This window comes from Streptomyces sp. HUAS CB01, from assembly GCF_030406905.1.
GTDB lineage: Bacteria > Actinomycetota > Actinomycetes > Streptomycetales > Streptomycetaceae > Streptomyces > Streptomyces chengbuensis.
This window is the reverse complement of the sequence record NZ_CP129137.1, coordinates 1,917,072-1,934,882: the sequence shown is the minus strand read 5'-3', so window position 1 is coordinate 1,934,882 and position 17,811 is coordinate 1,917,072. Positions and strand designations below refer to the sequence as shown.

15 protein-coding genes are annotated in these 17,811 nt (G+C 72.8%); 12 read left to right on the top strand and 3 right to left on the bottom strand.

Annotation, left to right across the window (positions count from 1 at the left end):
• Window positions 1–17 precede the first annotated feature (17 nt).
• The 5 genes from pgeF (at window position 18) to QRN89_RS08615 (ending at window position 3,760) form a co-directional block, all read left to right on the top strand.
• On the top strand, window positions 18–743 hold the full coding sequence (gene pgeF, locus QRN89_RS08635; protein WP_390701991.1) for a peptidoglycan editing factor PgeF: 726 nt from the start codon (window positions 18–20) through the stop codon (window positions 741–743).
• Window positions 740–1,459 (top strand): YggS family pyridoxal phosphate-dependent enzyme, encoded by a 720-nt coding sequence (locus tag QRN89_RS08630; protein WP_290348761.1) that lies wholly within the window; start codon window positions 740–742, stop codon window positions 1,457–1,459. The genes pgeF and QRN89_RS08630 overlap by 4 nt, the downstream gene beginning before the upstream one ends.
• Window positions 1,460–1,593: 134 nt before the next feature.
• Window positions 1,594–2,253: a cell division protein SepF gene (locus QRN89_RS08625; RefSeq protein ID WP_290348760.1), complete on the top strand. Its 660-nt coding sequence runs from the start codon at window positions 1,594–1,596 to the stop codon at window positions 2,251–2,253.
• Window positions 2,254–2,331: 78 nt separating this feature from the next.
• A complete protein-coding gene (locus QRN89_RS08620) occupies window positions 2,332–2,628 on the top strand; it encodes a YggT family protein (RefSeq protein WP_290348759.1) in 297 nt (98 codons plus the stop codon).
• A 49-nt stretch (window positions 2,629–2,677) separates the two neighbouring features.
• Complete coding sequence (locus QRN89_RS08615) at window positions 2,678–3,760, top strand: DivIVA domain-containing protein (protein WP_290348758.1); 1,083 nt, start codon at window positions 2,678–2,680, stop codon at window positions 3,758–3,760.
• Window positions 3,761–4,064: 304 nt separating this feature from the next.
• Here the strand turns inward: QRN89_RS08615 and ileS are convergent, their stop codons facing one another.
• On the bottom strand, window positions 4,065–7,202 hold the full coding sequence (gene ileS, locus QRN89_RS08610; protein WP_290348757.1) for an isoleucine--tRNA ligase: 3,138 nt from the start codon (window positions 7,200–7,202) through the stop codon (window positions 4,065–4,067).
• A gap of 584 nt (window positions 7,203–7,786) precedes the next feature.
• Here ileS and QRN89_RS08605 point away from each other — a divergent pair.
• The 6 genes from QRN89_RS08605 (at window position 7,787) to QRN89_RS08580 (ending at window position 14,300) form a co-directional block, all read left to right on the top strand.
• The gene (locus QRN89_RS08605) at window positions 7,787–9,007 is read left to right on the top strand and encodes a TraR/DksA family transcriptional regulator (RefSeq protein WP_290348756.1); all 1,221 of its coding nucleotides are present in this window, start codon (window positions 7,787–7,789) and stop codon (window positions 9,005–9,007) included.
• A 98-nt stretch (window positions 9,008–9,105) separates the two neighbouring features.
• The gene (gene lspA / locus QRN89_RS08600) at window positions 9,106–9,666 is read left to right on the top strand and encodes a signal peptidase II (RefSeq protein WP_290348755.1); all 561 of its coding nucleotides are present in this window, start codon (window positions 9,106–9,108) and stop codon (window positions 9,664–9,666) included.
• 163 nt (window positions 9,667–9,829) lie between these two features.
• A complete protein-coding gene (locus tag QRN89_RS08595; protein WP_290348754.1) occupies window positions 9,830–10,771 on the top strand; it encodes an RluA family pseudouridine synthase in 942 nt (313 codons plus the stop codon).
• Window positions 10,768–11,277, top strand: a complete 510-nt coding sequence (locus QRN89_RS08590; protein ID WP_390701987.1) for a GNAT family N-acetyltransferase — start codon at window positions 10,768–10,770, stop codon at window positions 11,275–11,277. The genes QRN89_RS08595 and QRN89_RS08590 overlap by 4 nt, the downstream gene beginning before the upstream one ends.
• Window positions 11,278–11,876: 599 nt before the next feature.
• Window positions 11,877–13,463: a Na+/H+ antiporter gene (locus tag QRN89_RS08585; RefSeq protein ID WP_290348753.1), complete on the top strand. Its 1,587-nt coding sequence runs from the start codon at window positions 11,877–11,879 to the stop codon at window positions 13,461–13,463.
• Between the two features lie 90 nt (window positions 13,464–13,553).
• Window positions 13,554–14,300, top strand: a complete 747-nt coding sequence (locus QRN89_RS08580; RefSeq protein ID WP_290348752.1) for an SDR family NAD(P)-dependent oxidoreductase — start codon at window positions 13,554–13,556, stop codon at window positions 14,298–14,300.
• A 33-nt stretch (window positions 14,301–14,333) separates the two neighbouring features.
• On the opposite strand, the gene QRN89_RS08575 is transcribed toward QRN89_RS08580, so the two are convergent.
• Window positions 14,334–15,425: a mechanosensitive ion channel family protein gene (locus QRN89_RS08575; RefSeq protein ID WP_290348751.1), complete on the bottom strand. Its 1,092-nt coding sequence runs from the start codon at window positions 15,423–15,425 to the stop codon at window positions 14,334–14,336.
• 23 nt (window positions 15,426–15,448) lie between these two features.
• Here QRN89_RS08575 and QRN89_RS08570 point away from each other — a divergent pair, with 23 nt between their 5' ends.
• Window positions 15,449–16,084, top strand: coding sequence for a dienelactone hydrolase family protein (locus QRN89_RS08570; protein WP_290348750.1), 636 nt, complete (start codon window positions 15,449–15,451; stop codon window positions 16,082–16,084).
• Window positions 16,085–16,236: 152 nt separating this feature from the next.
• On the opposite strand, the gene QRN89_RS08565 is transcribed toward QRN89_RS08570, so the two are convergent.
• On the bottom strand, window positions 16,237–17,805 hold the full coding sequence (locus QRN89_RS08565; protein ID WP_290348749.1) for a serine/threonine-protein kinase: 1,569 nt from the start codon (window positions 17,803–17,805) through the stop codon (window positions 16,237–16,239).
• Window positions 17,806–17,811 lie beyond the last annotated feature (6 nt).

Here is a 17,811-nt window from a genome sequence, read left to right as displayed (position 1 = left end):
TAGGGGAGCACAACAGAGTGAGCGGCGCCCACTTCGCCTTCACCGACCGGTGGGGCGGGGTGAGCGCCGCTCCGTACGACGAGCTCAATCTCGGCGGCGCGGTCGGTGACGACCCCGTCGCCGTCCGTACGAACCGGGAGCTCGCGGCCGGGCGGCTGGGCCTCGACCCGGGTCTCGTGGTCTGGATGAACCAGGTGCACGGCCGGGACGTCGCCGTCGTCGACGGACCCTGGACCGGTGCGGACGTCCCCGCCGTGGACGCGGTGGTCACCGCCAGGCGCGGACTCGCGCTCGCGGTCCTCACCGCCGACTGCACCCCGGTCCTGCTGGCCGACCCGGTCGCCGGAGTGGTGGGCGCGGCCCACGCCGGTCGTCCCGGGATGGTCGCCGGCGTGGTGCCCGCCACGGTCGAGGCGATGGTCGGCCTCGGCGCCGATCCGTCCCGTATCACCGCCCGTACCGGACCCGCGGTCTGCGGGCGGTGCTACGAAGTGCCCGAGGCGATGCGTGCGGAGGTCGCCGCGGCCGAGCCTGCCGCGTGGGCCGAGACCAGCTGGGGAACCCCGGCCGTGGACGTCACCGCCGGGGTCCACGCGCAGCTCGAAGCGCTCGGCGTGCGCGACCGGAGCGCGTCGCCGGTCTGCACACTGGAGTCGGGAGACCATTTCTCCTACCGACGCGACCGCACCACCGGGCGGCTCGCCGGATATGTCTGGCTGGACCGCGAAAGAGACGACGCATGACCGACCGCAGGACCGAACTCGCCGAGAACCTGGCGCGAGTGGAGGAACGTATCGCCTCCGCCTGTGCCGCGGCCGGACGCAAGCGGGAGGAGGTGACCCTGATCGTGGTCACCAAGACCTACCCCGCGAGCGACGTCCGTCTGCTGCACGAACTCGGTGTGCGGCACGTCGCCGAGAACAAGGACCAGGAAGCGGCCCCGAAGGCGGCCGCCTGCTCGGATCTGTCGTTCACCTGGCATTTCGTCGGTCAGCTTCAGACCAATAAGGCCCGCTCTGTTGCCGGTTATGCCGATATCGTGCAGTCGGTCGACCGGCTGAAGCTGGTGCGCGCCCTGTCCGCGGCGGCGGTCCGTGCCGAACGCGAGCTGGGCTGTCTCGTCCAGGTCGCCCTCGACGCGGAGTCGGGCCGGCAGGGCGACCGGGGCGGCGTCGCGCCGGACGGCATCGGGGAGTTGGCCGCCGCGGTGGACGAGGCCCCGGGGCTCCGGCTCGACGGACTGATGACGGTCGCCCCGCTGTCGGGCCCGTACGCCGGGCGTCAACAGGCCGCTTTCGAGCGGCTGATGGAATTCTCATCCCGCCTGCGCGCGGACCGTCCGGCTGCGAGCATGGTGTCAGCAGGGATGAGTGCGGACCTCGAGCAGGCCGTGGCGGCGGGAGCGACACACGTGCGCGTCGGTACGGCGGTACTCGGAGTCCGACCCCGGCTCGGGTAACGTCGCGAAGCAAGTCGGACCACAGCAGAAAATATGGTCATTTCCGTCGAAAGGCGGACAGACCGAGTGGATCGCGGGCACTTGGTGACGTAGCCGAACGAAGCCGATCCACCACAGAGCGGAGGACTCAGAGAATGGCCGGCGCGATGCGCAAGATGGCGGTCTACCTCGGCCTCGTGGAGGACGATGGGTACGACGGCCGGGGATTCGACCCCGACGACGACTTCGAACCCGAAATGGAGCCGGAGCCCGAGCGGGACCGTCGACGGCACCAGCCCCCGCATCAGGTGGAACGGGAGGAGCCGGTGCGCGTGGTCCAGCCCCCGGCGCCGCGCGAGTCCGCGCCGCGATCGGCCCACGGGTCCGCGCCGCTGTCCGCGCCCCTGGCTGCTTCGCTCCCCGCGGAATCGGGACGTCCGGCGCGAATCGCCCCCGTGGCATCCATCACACCTGAACGTCCCAGTCTGGAGAAGAACGCACCGGTGATCATGCCCAAGGTTGTGTCCGAGCGGGAGCCCTACCGCATCACAACTCTGCACCCGCGGACCTACAACGAGGCCCGTACCATCGGGGAACACTTCCGTGAGGGCACCCCGGTGATCATGAACCTGACCGAGATGGACGACACCGATGCGAAGCGACTTGTCGACTTTGCCGCGGGACTCGTCTTCGGTCTCCATGGCAGCATTGAGCGGGTGACTCAGAAAGTCTTCCTCCTCTCGCCTGCTAACGTCGATGTCACGGCGGAGGACAAGGCCCGCATCGCAGAGGGCGGGTTCTTCAACCAGAGCTAGAACGAGCCAGAACACGACCGAGGGAACGACCCGGCCGCAAGGCCGGACAACGAGAGCCAGGGGAGAGGGAAGCGCGGGATGAGCGTCGCACTGCAGGTGATCTACATCGCTCTGATGTGCTTCCTCATCGTGCTGATTTTCCGGCTGGTCATGGACTACGTCTTCCAGTTCGCCCGCTCGTGGCAACCGGGGAAGGCGATGGTGGTCGTCCTGGAGGCCACCTACACTGTCACCGATCCACCGCTCAAGCTTCTGCGGCGGTTCATCCCGCCGCTGCGTCTCGGGGGCGTGGCACTCGATCTGTCCTTCTTCGTTCTGATGATCATCGTCTACATCCTGATCTCCGTGGTGAGCAGCGCGGGGAGAGGGATGTGAACGATACGGTCTTGCCGACTGCCGACGACTACGTAGAGGTGAAGTAGAGATGCCGCTGACCCCCGAGGACGTGCGGAACAAGCAGTTCACGACCGTCCGCCTCCGAGAAGGCTATGACGAGGACGAGGTCGATGCCTTTCTCGATGAGGTCGAAGCCGAGCTGACGCGCCTCCTCCGAGAGAACGAGGACCTGCGCGCAAAGCTGGCGGCGGCGACCCGTGCGGCCGCGCAGAACCAGCAGCAGCAGGGCATGCGCAAGCCGCCGGAGCCGCAGGACGGCCGCGGTCCCGGTGCTCCCGTGCCCGCCGCCATATCCGGACCCCCGGTCCAGCAGCAGCCCCCGCAGATGGGTCCCCCCCAGCTGCCCGGTGGAGCTCCTCAGCTGCCGGCCGGTCCCGGTGGTCACGGTCCCCAGGGTCACCCGCAGGGTGGTCCGATGGGCCCCGGTCCGATGCAGGGCGGCCCCATGGGCGGTCCGATGGGCGGCCCCATGGGCGGTCACGGCGGCCCGCCGCTCCCGGGTCAGGGCCCTGGCGGTGACAGCGCCGCGCGCGTGCTGTCGCTGGCCCAGCAGACCGCCGACCAGGCGATCGCGGAGGCCCGTTCCGAGGCCAACAAGATCGTCGGTGAGGCCCGGTCCCGCGCCGAGGGCCTGGAGCGGGACGCCCGCGCCAAGGCCGACGCGCTGGAGCGGGACGCGCAGGAGAAGCACCGCGTCGCGATGGGCTCGCTGGAGTCCGCCCGCGCCACGCTGGAGCGCAAGGTCGAGGACCTGCGCGGCTTCGAGCGCGAGTACCGCACGCGTCTGAAGTCGTACCTGGAGAGCCAGCTGCGCCAGCTGGAGACCCAGGCCGACGACTCGCTGGCCCCGCCGCGTACCCCGGCGGCCGCGTCGCTGCCGCCGTCCCCGTCGATGGCCCCGGCCGGCGCCGGTGCGCCGTCCTTCGGCGGCAACCAGACGATGGGCGGCAACCAGGGCATGGGCGGCGGCCCGTCGTACGGCGGCCAGCAGCAGATGTCCCCGGCGATGACCCAGCCGATGGCACCGGTGCGGCCGCAGGGCGGTCCGCAGCCGATGCAGCAGGCGCCCTCGCCGATGCGCGGTTTCCTCATCGACGAGGACGACAACTGACGGCGGGCCACGGCGCGGAGCGCGCTTAGCCGTCGGCAGGCAAACGGGCCGGGCCCGGGACGATGTCCCGGGCCCGGCCCGTTTGCCTGCGCGCGCCGTGCCGACGGTGGGAAGTCGCGTTCCACGGCGCGGACACCCGAGCGGTCCGCGCCGTCTGCGCCGTTCGCGCCGTGCACCGGAGTGCCGCGGGAGCGCCGTACGGAGGTGTCGTCCGTGCCCGCCGTCCCGGTGGCACCGGCGGTCAACGCGCAAGGGCCCAGCCCCCGAAGGGGCCGGGCCCACGACGTGTCCCGCGGTGCGGGGGTTACGCCTTGCGGAGCCGGAACGTCAGGGACAGGCCCTCGTCCGTGAACGGGGAGCCGTACGCGTCGTCGCCCTCGCCCGTCGCGAAGTCCGTCGCGAGCACCTCGTCCGCGATCAGCCCGGAGTGGTCCGTGAGCGCCGAGGCGACCTCCGCGTCCGAGGACGACCAGCGCAGCGCGATGCGGTCCGCGACGTCCAGGCCGCTGTTCTTGCGCGCCTCCTGGATCAGCCGGATCGCGTCACGCGCGAGCCCCGCCCGCCGCAGCTCCGGGGTGATCTCCAGATCGAGCGCGACCGTGGCGCCCTGGTCGGAGGCGACCGACCAGCCCTCGCGCGGGGTCTCGGTGATGATGACCTCGTCCGGGGAGAGGGTCACCTCCTCGCCGTTGACCTCGATCACGGCCGAGCCGGACCTCAGCGCCAGTGACAGGGCGGCCGCGTCCGCCGCGGCCACGGCCTTCGCGACGTCCTGCACACCCTTGCCGAAACGCTTGCCCAGCGCCCGGAAGTTCGCCTTCGCCGTCGTGTCGACCAGCGATCCACCGACCTCGGACAGCGACGCCACGGAGGAGACGTTGAGCTCCTCGGTGATCTGCGCGTGCAGCTCGGGCGACAGGGACTCGAAGCCCGACGCCGCGACGAGCGCCCGCGACAGCGGCTGGCGCGTCTTCACGCCCGACTCCGCGCGGGTCGCACGGCCCAGCTCCACCAGCCGGCGGACCAGCGCCATCTGCTGGGACAGCTCCGGGTCGACGGCGGAGAGGTCGGCCTCCGGCCAGGTCGTGAGGTGCACGGACTCGGGGGCCTCCGGCGTGACCGGGACCACCAGGTCCTGCCACACGCGCTCCGTGATGAACGGGGTCAGCGGGGCCATCAGCCGGGTGACGGTCTCGATCACGTCGTGGAGCGTGCGCAGCGCGGCCGCGTCGCCCTGCCAGAACCGGCGGCGCGAGCGGCGGACGTACCAGTTCGACAGATCGTCCACGAAGGACGAGATCAGCTTGCCGGCGCGCTGGGTGTCGTACGCCTCCAGCGCCTGCGTCACCTGGTCGACCAGCGCGTGCAGCTCCGAGAGCAGCCAGCGGTCGAGCACCGTGCGGTCCGCCGGCGCGGGGTCGGAGGCCGACGGCGCCCAGCCCGAGGTGCGGGCGTACAGCGCCTGGAAGGCCACCGTGTTCCAGTAGGTGAGCAGCGTCTTGCGCACGACCTCCTGGATCGTGCCGTGCCCCACCCGGCGCGCCGCCCACGGCGAGCCGCCGGCAGCCATGAACCAGCGCACGGCGTCGGCGCCGTGCTGGTCCATGAGCGGGATCGGCTGCAGGATGTTGCCCAGGTGCTTGGACATCTTGCGGCCGTCCTCGGCGAGGATGTGGCCCAGGCAGACCACGTTCTCGTACGACGACCTGTCGAAGACCAGCGTGCCGACGGCCATCAGCGTGTAGAACCAGCCGCGGGTCTGGTCGATCGCCTCGGAGATGAACTGCGCCGGGTAGCGCTTCTCGAAGATCTCCTTGTTCCGGTACGGGTAGCCCCACTGCGCGAACGGCATGGAGCCCGAGTCGTACCAGGCGTCGATGACCTCGGGGACCCGCGTCGCCGTCGAGGAGCACTGCGGGCAGGCGAAGGTGACCGCGTCGATGAACGGGCGGTGCGGGTCCAGGCCCGACTGGTCCTCGCCGGTCAGCTCGCCCAGTTCGGCGAGCGAGCCGACGACGGTGAGGTGGTCCTCCTCGCACCGCCAGATGGGCAGTGGGGTGCCCCAGTAGCGGTTCCGCGACAGCGCCCAGTCGATGTTGTTGTTGAGCCAGTCGCCGTACCGGCCGTTCTTGACCGAGTCGGGGAACCAGTTGGTCTTCTCGTTCTCCTCGAGGAGGCGGTCCTTGATCGCGGTGGTGCGGATGTACCACGACGGCTGCGCGTAGTAGAGCAGCGCCGTGTGGCAGCGCCAGCAGTGCGGGTAGCTGTGCTCGTACGGGACGTGCCGGAAGAGCAGTCCGCGGGCGTCCAGGTCCTGGGTGAGCGCCTCGTCGGCCTTCTTGAAGAAGACACCGCCGACCAGCGGCACGTCCTCCTCGAAGGTGCCGTCGGGGCGGACCGGGTTCACCACGGGGAGCCCGTACGCGCGGCAGACCTTGAGGTCGTCCTCACCGAAGGCGGGGGACTGGTGGACGAGACCCGTGCCGTCCTCCGTCGTCACGTACTCGGCGTTGACCACGAAGTGCGCAGGGGCCGGGAACTCGACGAGCTCGAACGGCCGGCGGTAGCCCCAGCGCTCCATCTCGGCGCCCGAGAAGGTCTGCCCGGTGGCCTCCCAGCCTTCGCCGAGGGCCTTCTCCAGCAGCGGCTCGGCGACGACGAGCTTCTCCTCGCCGTTCGAGGCCACCACGTAGGTGACCCCGGGGTGCGCGGCCACCGCGGTGTTGGACACCAGGGTCCACGGGGTCGTCGTCCACACCAGCAGCGAGGCCTCTCCCGCGAGCGGGCCGGAGGTCAGGGGGAAGCGGACGAAGACGGAGGGGTCGACGACGGTCTCGTAGCCCTGCGCCAGCTCGTGGTCGGACAGTCCGGTGCCGCAGCGCGGGCACCAGGGCGCGACACGGTGGTCCTGGACCAGCAGGCCCTTGCCGAAGATCTCCTTCAGGGACCACCACACGGACTCGATGTACTCGGGGTCCATGGTCCGGTACGCCTCGTCGAGGTCGACCCAGTAGCCCATGCGGGTCGTGAGCTCGGCGAAGGCGTCGGTGTGGCGCGTCACGGACTCGCGGCACTTCGCGTTGAACTCCGCGATGCCGTACGCCTCGATGTCCTTCTTGCCGTTGAAGCCGAGCTCCTTCTCGACGGCGAGCTCGACCGGCAGACCGTGGCAGTCCCAGCCGGCCTTGCGGGCCACGTGGTAGCCCCGCATGGTCCGGAAGCGCGGGAAGACGTCCTTGAAGACGCGGGCCTCGATGTGGTGGGCGCCGGGCATGCCGTTGGCGGTGGGCGGGCCCTCGTAGAAGACCCACTCGGGGCGGCCCTCGGACTGCTCGAGGCTCTTCGCGAAGACCTTGTTCTCGCGCCAGAAGTCGAGCACGGCGTGCTCGAGCGCGGGCAGGTCGACCTGGGCGGGCACCTGGCGGTACTGCGGCGGCGTCATGTACGGGCTCCTCCAACGGAGTGTGTCTCTTCCGTCGGAGGGACGAGAGCCGATGCGCGCTCCCGCGGTACCACCCTCCTTGGCCCTCCGGCGCACGGCCGGGGAGCCCCCTCATTGGGGTCGCGATGCCGGTTCTACTGGCCCTGGGTTGCCCGTGGGCGTTCTTCCGGCGGCTCCGGGGTGATCCTTCGCACCGCGCTCGCCCCCGGGCTCTCACCGTCCCCGGGTCGCTCATGGCTGCGTACGACGCTACTCGTCCCCATCCACGCCTTTCGCTTCGCCCAGTGTACGGGCCCGGGCGTGTGGCGGCCGACCGGATTTCCCCGCCGCCGCACGGTCGGCGACCGGGCCTGCGACCGGGCCGCGCATGACCCGAATGGCCACACGGGGGCGGGTGGGTCCCGGCGGCGCCCGCCCGGCGGATTAGGGGGCGGGGAGCTGGGCACAACGGATGCAGGCTCGCGTTGGGGAAGGCGCGGGGCGGGCCGGACAGGCGGCGTGCCCCGTTGCCGCGGCGCTGGGGTCGATTTATCGTCCCAGCACGATTCGCGAGCAAGATCACAATATGTGAAGGGGCCGCGGCCATGGTGGCGAAGAAGACCGCCGTGAAGAAGACGGCGTCAGCGAGGTCCACCGCCGCTGCGGGGGCGGCGGCCAAGCAGACGAACGGGAAGAAGAGCGTCGTCGCGAAGAAGACCACCAGGAGGGTGACGAAGACCGTCGCCTCCGGCGCGAACGCGCACGACGCGGACGGGACCAGGGCCGCGGAGCCCGCGCGGAAGGCCGCGCGGAGGAGCACGGCGGCCGCGGCCAAGCGGTCCGCCACGGCCCGGTCGGCCGGCACGGGGAGGACCGCGGCGGCGCGGAGCCCGAAGGGCCGTGCTCGGGATCACCCGGCGGAGGAGCCGGCCGAGCGGACCGGCGGCGCGTCCGGTGAGCCGGCGAAGGAGCCGGCCCGGAAGGCCGCGAGGAAGGCGACGGCCCGGGCCGCCGCCGCGACGGCGGCCGCAGGCACCGCGACGGCCCCGGACGCGGGGGCGACGGCGCCGGACGCCCGCTCGGGGGCCAAGGACGCGGGCAGGACCGCGGGCGGGGGAACGGGCGCAGGCAGGACCACCGACGGCAGGAAGACCGCCGCTGCCTCGAAGAAGAGCGCGGCCGCGAGGAAGTCCGCGGCCGGCAAGGAGGCGGCGGGGCGCTCGGCGGCGGCTGCCGCGAAGGCGCCGGGCAGGAAGGCGGCTGCGAAGGCAGGCGCCGGGAAGGCCGCCAGGGCGGCCAAGGGAGCGGTCGAGGCCGCGGAGCAGACGGGAGCCAGGACGGTGGCAGCCAAGAAGAGCGCGGGCGGGTCCGGTACGGCCACGAAGGACACCGCCTCGCCGGTGCCGCAGGCCCGTGTCGCCGCAGCACCGGGAGACCTCGCCGTCCGGCCGGGGGAGGACCCCTGGACGCCGGAGGAGGTCGCCGAGGCCCGCGCCGAGCTGGAGAGCGAGCTGGCCCGGCTGCAGGCCGAGATCAGCCACTCCGAGGAGGCGCTGACCGGTCTGATGCGGGACTCCGGGGACGGCGCGGGGGACGACCAGGCCGACACCGGCACCAAGAACATCACCCGGGAGCACGAGATGGCGCTGGCCGCCAACTCCCGCGAGATGGTCGAGCAGACCGAGCGGGCCCTGCACCGTCTGGACGCCGGTACCTACGGCCTCTGCGAGGTGTGCGGGAACCCGATCGGGAAGGCCCGGATGCAGGCGTTCCCCCGGGCGACCCTGTGCGTGGAGGACAAGCAGAAGCAGGAGCGCCGGGGCTGACCCCGCGGCACCGGCTCCGGGCAGCGGTGTCCGGAGCCGGGCCCGCACGGGTGTGCCGTACCCTCGTGACCAGTCAGCACCTAGGTTGAGGGACTCACGTGGCAGAGGCGGAGCGCATCATCGGTACGCCGGACGTAGACGACGAGGCCGCGGCTCCCGCCGAGCGGCCCAGGGGCAGTCGCCGGATCTTCGCCCTGTTCGCCGTGGCCGCGGTGGCCTACGTGCTGGACCTCGCCAGCAAGATGCTGGTCGTCGCGAAGCTCGAGCACCGGGAACCGATCCAGGTCATCGGCGACTGGCTGAGGTTCGAGGCGGTCCGCAACCCGGGTGCCGCCTTCGGCTTCGGCGAGGCGTTCACGATCATCTTCACGATCATCGCGGCCGCGGTGATCGTGGTGATCGCACGGCTCGCCCGCAAGCTCTACAGCCTGCCGTGGGCCATCGCGCTCGGCATGCTGCTGGGCGGGGCGCTCGGCAACCTCACGGACCGGATCTTCCGTGCGCCGGGGGTCTTCGAGGGCGCGGTCGTCGACTTCATCGCGCCGAAGCACTTCGCCGTGTTCAACCTGGCGGACTCGGCGATCGTGTGCGGCGGCATCCTGATCGTGATCCTGTCCTTCAAGGGCCTGGACCCGGACGGCACCGTCCACAAGGACTGAGCCGGTCCGGCCGGCCCGGGGCCCGGCGAGCGTCCGGGCGGGGCCGCCACGGCCGCGGCACGGGCGGGCAACGACCCGGGGCGCGAACCCCGGCGGACGGGCCCCGGGACCGGTCGTCCACAGGCGGGCCCGGTCACAGGTACCGACAAGGCATACTCGACGGGTGAGCACGATTCCCGAAACCCGCACCCTGCCCGTACCCGACGGCCTCGAGGGCGAGCGCGTCGACGCCGCCATATCGCGCATGTTCGGCTTCTCCCGGACGAAGGCCGCCGAGCTCGCGGCCGCGGGCAAGGTCCAGGTCGACGGCTCGGTCGTGGGGAAGTCCGAGCGCGTGCGGGGCGGGGCCTGGCTCGAGGTCGAGATGCCGCAGGCGCCCGCTCCGGTGCAGGTCGTCGCCGAGCCGGTCGAGGGCATGGAGATCGTGCACGACGACGACGACATCGTCGTGATCGTGAAGCCGGTCGGCGTCGCTGCCCACCCGAGCCCCGGCTGGACCGGGCCGACGGTGATCGGCGGACTGGCCGCGGCCGGGTACCGGATCTCGACGTCGGGCGCCGCGGAGCGGCAGGGCATCGTCCACCGGCTGGACGTCGGCACGTCCGGGCTGATGGTGGTCGCCAAGTCGGAGCGTGCCTACTCCCTGCTGAAGCAGCAGTTCCGGGAGCGCACGGTCGACAAGCGGTACCACGCCCTGGTGCAGGGCCACCCGGACCCGCTGAGCGGCACGATCGACGCGCCCATCGGCCGCCACCCGCAGCACGACTACAAGTGGGCCGTGACCGCGGAGGGCAAGCCCTCCGTCACGCACTACGACCTGATGGAGGCGTTCCGCGCCGCGTCGCTGCTGGACATCAAGCTGGAGACGGGCCGTACGCACCAGATCCGGGTGCACATGTCCGCCCATCGGCACCCCTGCGTCGGTGACCTCACGTACGGCGCCGACCCGACGATGGCGCGGCGGCTGGGGCTGACCCGGCAGTGGCTGCACGCGGTGCGCCTGGGCTTCGAGCACCCCGCGGACGGTCAGTGGGTCGAGTTCGCCAGCGACTATCCCGACGACCTGCAGGCGGCGCTGGACCGGATCGCGGCGGAGAGCGCGTGAGCGGGCACGCGGAGCGCCCGCTGGACGACGTCGCCCCGGACGGCTACGTCGTCCGCGAGGCGACGGATCCCGCGGACCGTGAGGCGTGCTTCACGGTGCGCAAGGAGGTCTTCGTCGTCGAGCAGCAGGTGCCGCAGGAGATCGAGTACGACGCGTACGACGCCGAGGGCGCGGACACGATCCACGTGCTGGCCGTCGGCCCGGAGGGCCCGCTGGGCACCGGCCGTCTGCTGTACGGCCCCGCGGCGGCGGGCAAGACCGGCGGCGACCCGTCGGTCGGCTCCCTGGGGCGTCTCGCGGTGACCCGTGCCGCGCGCGGCCGAGGCGTCGGGGCGGCGCTCGTCCGCGCGATCGAGTCCGCGGCCCGTGGGCGCGGCCTCACCGCGGTCGACCTGCACGCGCAGACCCACGCGCTCCCGTTCTACGAGCGCCTGGGATACGAGGCCTACGGCCCCGAATTCCCGGACGCGGGCATCCCCCACCGCGCGATGCGCCGGGCGCTCTGACCGACGGCTGACAGACGGCCGACCGACGGCCGTCCCGCGGTCATGCCGCCGCCATACCGCGGGACGCGCACCCTGTCCGGCGGACACTGCCCGGGCGCCGCACGACGCGCACGTCCCGAGCGGCGCCGCTCGGGAGGTGTCCGGCCGTGCCCGCGCCGCTCGGGAGGTGTCCGGCCGTGCCCGCGCCGCTCGGGAGGTGTCCGGCCGTCTCCGCGCCGCTCGGGCCGTGCCCGGCCGTCTCCGCGCCGCTCGGGAGGTGTCCGGCCGTGCCCGCGCCGCTCGGGAGGTGCCCGGCCGTGCCCGCGCCGACTGGCCCGGACTTCCGGGTCGCCCGCGGAGATCCGGCCCGTCTGACGGGCGCGAGCCGCGTGCGTAGCTGCGCCGCGCCCGCCGGTCGTTGCTGCAGCCCGCCCCCGCCCCCGGCGCCGCGCCCGCGGCCGTCGGCGCAGTCCGCCCCGGACGCCCCCGTGCCCGGTGTGCCGGCGCTTCCGACGGGTGTTCAGCAGGCCGGTCACGCGGGCCTGTGCGAATGAATCGGGAGAAGCACATGGCACGCTGGACGCGGTGATCGTCGGACCGTCGACCGGCTAGGGGTGCTCGTGGACCAACTGGCGCTGCTGTTCGTGCTGTTGCTGGGGGCCGTGATCACCGTGCCGCTCGGGGAGCGGCTCGGGCTGCCCGCGCCGGTGCTGATGACGCTCGTCGGTGGCGTCCTGGCCCTGCTGCCCTTCGTGCCGAACGTCACCCTCCCGCCCGAGCTCATCCTTCCGTTGCTGCTCCCGCCCCTGCTGTACGCCGCCGTGCAGCGCACGTCCTGGCGGCAGTTCACCGCCAACGTCCGGCCGATCTTCCTGCTCGCCGTCGCCCTCGTCTTCGTCACGACCGCGGCCGTCGCGGCCGTCGCGCACGCGGTCGTCCCCGGCCTGCCGATCGCCGCGGCGGTGGTCCTGGGCGCACTCGTGGCCCCGCCGGACCCGGTCGCCGCGACCGCCGTGGCGGGCTCCCTCGGTCTGCCCCGCAGGCTCGTGTCGATCCTGGAGGGCGAGGGGCTGTTCAACGACGTGACCGCGATCGTGCTGTACCACGTGGCGATCGGAGCGGTCGTCAGCGGCACGTTCTCGTGGCCCCGGGCCGCCCGTGAACTCGTGCTCTCCGCCGTCGTCGCCGTGGCGGTCGGACTCGCGCTCGGCTGGCTGTCCAAGCGGCTGATGGGCCTGCTCGGCGATCCGACCCTGCAGATCGGGCTCACCCTGCTCGTGCCGTTCGTCAGTTATGTGCTCGCCGAGGACCTGCTCGGCTCCGGCGTGCTCGCCGTGCTGGTCACCGCCCTGTACCTCGCCGAGCACGCCGTCGACGCCGACGACGTCCTCTGGCGGCTCGCGGGCAACACCTTCTGGCAGGTCGTGGACACCCTCGTGACCGGTGTCGCCTTCGGCCTCATCGGGCTGGAACTCCACCACGTCTTCGGCACCGCCGACGGCCGGGGCGGCCTGCTGGTGATGTGGTCCGGCCTCGTCGTCGCCACCGTCATCGGCGTACGGCTGCTGTATCTGCTCCCCGCCACCTGGCTGACCAAGCGGCTCCACAAACGGCGCGACTACGACGAGGAGATCCCGGTCGGCTGGCGCGAGACCGTGGTCATGTGGTGGTCCGGGATGCGGGGGGTCGCCTCGGTCGCGCTGGCCCTGGCGATCCCGCTGCGCACGGCGGACGGGGCGCCGTTCCCGGGTCGGGACGTGATCATCTTCATCGCCTTCGCGGTGATCATGGCGACCCTGGTCCTCCAGGGACTCACCCTGCCCTGGCTTGTGAAGCGGCTCGGCGTACGGGCCGACACCGACGCCGAACGGGCCCTGGAACGCGACCTCGCGCTGCGCGCGGCCAAGGCGGCCAAGCACCGGCTGAAGGAGATCGAACAGGTCGAGGAGCTGCCGGAGGACCTCGCGGAACGGTTGCAGCGCGCGGCGTACGACATCGGCACCCGGATCAGTCCGGACATCGTCGACGAGGAGCGCCGGGACTGGTTCGCCCGGCGGGCGGGCCGGCAGCGGACGCTCCAGCGGGTGCAGCGCGAGATGCTGTCGGCCGCCCGGCACGAGGTGCTCGCCGCGCGCAGCGAGCCGGGCACGGATCCCGAGGTCGTCGACCGCGTCCTGCTGCACCTGGACGTCCGCAGTCTGCGCTGAGGGTCCGCGCGTGGCGCGGTGTCCCGAAGCGGGGCGCGCGGGGCGGTTTCGGACCGGCTCCGGGCGGGTGGGCGGTCGTAGGATCGCCGCATGGCGCGCACCGTGGTGATCAGTGGCGGGGGTACGGGAATCGGGCTCGCGACGGCGGAGGTGTTCGCCGCGGACGGCGAGCAGGTACTGCTGCTCGGTCGGCGCGAGGAGGTGCTCGCACGGGCGGCCGAGCGGATTCCCGGCGCACGCTACTGCGCGGTGGACCTGGGCGAACCCCAAGGCGCCCGCCGGGCCGCGGAGTTCGCGGCGCGGGAGTACGGCACCGTGGACGTGCTCGTCCACAGCGCGGGCGGCAACGGCCGGCTGGAGAGCCCGCCCGGGTTCGAGGACCCGCTGGAGGCGGTCGCCCACGACTGGACCCTCAACTTCCGTCTCAACACCCTCACTGCGGTGCTCCTCACCGAGGCCCTGGAGGACCATCTGGCGACGCCCGGCGGCCGCGTGCTCTTCCTCAGCTCCATCGCGGCGTACCGGGGATCCGGCTCGGGTGCGTACGCGGCAGCCAAGGCCGCCCTGCACCCGTACGCGCACGACCTGGCCCGCCGCCTCGGGCCGCGCGGCATCACCGTGAACGTGGTGGCGCCCGGATACGTCGAGGAGACCGGCTTCTTCGGCGACGGGATCGGGGAGGACCGCCGCCGCCAGCTCGTCGCCGAGACGTCCACGGGCCGGGCGGGCCACCCCGGTGACGTGGCCCAGACCCTCCGCTGGCTCGCCTCCCACGCGGCGGCCCACATCACGTCCCAGGTCATCCAGGTCAACGGCGGTGCGGAGCGCGGCCACTAGGCCGTGTCCGACACATCCCGGGCGGAGCCCCGGTCAGCCGCGGCCGGTCCGCTGGGCCGGGGTGTCCGGCTGGGTGTGCCTGGCGGGCGGAGGGACCGCCTGGGACGTGGCGATCCTCGGGAGCGCGTGCGGGTGGTGGTCGCACAGCCAGGCGATCAGCTGCTCCCGCACCGCGCACCGCACCGTCCAGATGTCGTCCGCGTCCTTCGCGGTGACGACGGCGCGGACCACCATCGTGCTGGGCGTGGTGTCCGTGACCGCGAGCGACCAGTCGCGGCCGTCCCAGGCCGGGCACTCGCGCAGGATGTCGTGGACCTTCTCGCGCATCTCGTGGACCGGCGCCGTGTGGTCGAGATGGAAGAAGACGGTCCCGGTCATCTGCACGCCGCCGCGGGACCAGTTCTCGAACGGCTTGCTGGTGAAGTACGACACCGGCATCGTGATGCGCCGTTCGTCCCACGTCCGCACCGCGAGGAAGGTGAGTGTCACCTCCTCCACCGTGCCCCACTCGCCGTCCACGACGACGGTGTCCCCGATGCGGACCATGTCGCCGAAGGCGATCTGGAAGCCTGCGAACAGATTGCCCAGCGTGGACTGGGCCGCGACACCGGCGACGATGCCGAGGACACCGGCGGAGGCCAGCAGAGAGGCCCCCAGCTTGTCCATCCCCGGGAAGGTCAGCAGCATCGACGCGAAGGCCACCACGGCGACGAGGGCGGTGACGATCCGCTGGACCAGCGCGACCTGGGTGCGGACGCGGCGGACCCGCGCGAGGTCCCGGGAGGTGGCCGCGAAGCGGGAGTACGAGGCCTCCACGACCGCCGCGGCGATCCGCACCACCAGCCAGGCCGATGCGGCGATGAGGACGAGTGTCAGGACATGGCCGATGAGGGCCTCGTTCCGTTCGACGACCGCGATGGCGGTCTCCGTGTAGGTCCCCCGCAGCAGCGCGGTGAGCACCACCACCTGCAACGGCACCCGGCAGCGGCGCAGCAGCCCCCACAGCGGGGTCTCGCTGTGGCGGGCGTCCGCGCGGCGGAGCAGCAGATCGGCGAGCCACCCCAGCAGCAGCGTGAGCAGGACCGAGCCGACGAGGACGATCAACGGACGCAGCACGTTCTCCATGCCTTCGAACGTAACCTGACCGCATGGACATCATGCTTTTCCATTCGGTACACGGCCTGCGCCCCGCCGTTCTCGCCGCCGCGGAGCGGCTGCGAGCGGCAGGCCACACGGTGTGGACCCCGGACCTGTTCGACGGCCGGGTGTACGACTCCGTGGAGGAGGGCAGGGCGTACAAGGACGAGGTCGGAGTGGACGAGCTGCTGAAGCGGGCGATCGCGGCCGCCGCACCGCACTCGGAGCGCGGGCTCGTCTACGCGGGGTTCTCCCTGGGTGCGGCCGTCGCCCAGAACCTGGCGCTCGGTGACGAGAAGGCACGCGGCCTCCTGCTGCTGCACGGCACCTCGGACATCGCGGAGAACGCGCGGGCCGAGGACCTGCCCGTGCAGCTCCACGTCGCCGACCCCGACCCCTTCGAGCCGCACGACTGGCTCACCGCCTGGTACCTGCAGATGGGCAGGGCGGGAGCGGACGTCGAGGTCCACCGCTACCCCGGCGCGGGGCACCTGTTCACGGACCCCGAACTCCCCGACTGGGACGAGGAGGCGGCCGGGCAGACGTGGCGTGTCGCCCTCGGCTTCCTCGACACGCTCGGGGAGGACGGGGACGCGGACCAGCCGCGACCGGGAGGGGACGCGGCCCGGGGCGGGTTGCGCAAGTAGCTCCGTCCGCCCGCAGGGCGGGGCCTTCGGCGTCCGGTGTGTGATCGCACGGCGGAGGATCCTCCTCGTACCGGACGTACGTGGACGACTCCGACAACGCAGCGAGCGTGCGTGCCCGACGTCGCGTGCCGGGAGTGACTTTCGCCACACGCCTAGCCGCGACGGCAGCGCCCCGACGGGTTGTCCGCAGGAGGACGGCACTGCAGCGCCGAGTCCGCCGCGCGCCCGCTCAGATAGCGGCCGAAGCAGCTGTTGGCCGTCGTGCGGCCGCGTTCGGCGCAGAACCTGAGCGCGGCCCGCCCGTCGTCGAACGGCCCGTCGGCGTAGATGACCCAGTAGCCGGGGCGCAGCGACGCGTGGTCGTCGCTGCGCAGGAACCGGGCCTCGGGGACCGTCTGGCGGATCCGGGCGAGCCGGACGTCGCGGGCCTCGGTGCCGGAGCCGACGGGCTCGGAGAAGAGCTGAGCGATCCAGCGGCCCGACGACGGCGGGGGCGCGGGGGGATCGGCCGGAGTGCCGGGGGTCGCCGACGCGGTGACGGTCACCGTGGCCGCCGGGGTCGTGCCCGGATCCGGCGCAGGGCTGGACACGGCCGTCGCGGAGGCCGAGACCGCAGGGCCCGACGGCCCGCCGGAGCCCTTCGCGCCGTCCGTGGTCCGTCCTCCGGGGTCCCGCAGCGCCAGCGCGACGGCGGTGGCGGCCGTGAGCGCGACGGCCACCGCGATCACGGCGACGACGAGGGGCGTACGGTTCGCCCGCCGGCTCTCCGGGAGCCGCGGGGGCGGCTGGGGCGCGGTCGGCCGCGGGCTGTCCAGCAGGGTCGGCACCGGCGGAACCGGTCCGGGCGCCGGCGGCGGTGCCGCCGTGGTCATCGTGGGCTGCGCCCAGTACGGGGCCCTGCCCGCCTCGACCTGCGCCAGCATCGCGTCCAGCCGCGCCGCGTCGGGCCGGGCCGCCGGATCCCGTACGAGCAGGGCCTGGAGCACGGGTGCGAGCGGCCCGGAACGCACGGGCGGCGGCACCGGTTCGTCGAGCACGGCCGCCAGTGTGGCCAGGGTCGTCGGCCGCCGCAGCGGGCTGACACCCTCCACGCCCACGTACAGCACCAGCCCCAGCGACCACAGGTCGGACGCCGGGTCGTCGTCGCGGCCGCGGACGCGTTCGGGCGCCATGTACTCGGGCGAGCCGATCAGTTCGCCCGTGGCGGTCAGCGAGGTCGAGCCCTGGAGCGCCGCGATCCCGAAGTCGGTGAGCACGGCGGCGGCACCGCCGGGGCCGGCCGAACCGTCGGGCCGCAGCAGGACGTTGGCGGGCTTGACGTCCCGGTGCTGGATGCCGGCGGCGTGCGCGGCGATCAGCGCGGAGAGCACCTGGCGGCCGATGCGGGCCGCCTCCGGCGGGGTAAGCGGCCCCCGGGCGAGCCTGTCCTGGAGCGAGCCCCCGGGCACCAGCTCCATCACGATCCACGGATGCGGCTCCGCGTCGACGATGTGATGGACCGTCACCACGTGGGGGTGGCTGAGCCGGGCGAGCGCGCGGGCCTCGCGCAGCACACGCTCGCGCACGGCCTCGGAAGCGGAGGCGTCGGGTCTGACCGCCTTCAGGGCGACTTCCCGGTGGAGCACGGTGTCGCGGGCCCGCCACACCGTGCCCATGCCTCCGCTGCCGAGCCGTTCGATCAGCTCGAACCGCCCGTCGACCAGTTCCCCCGGCGCATTCATGGCGCC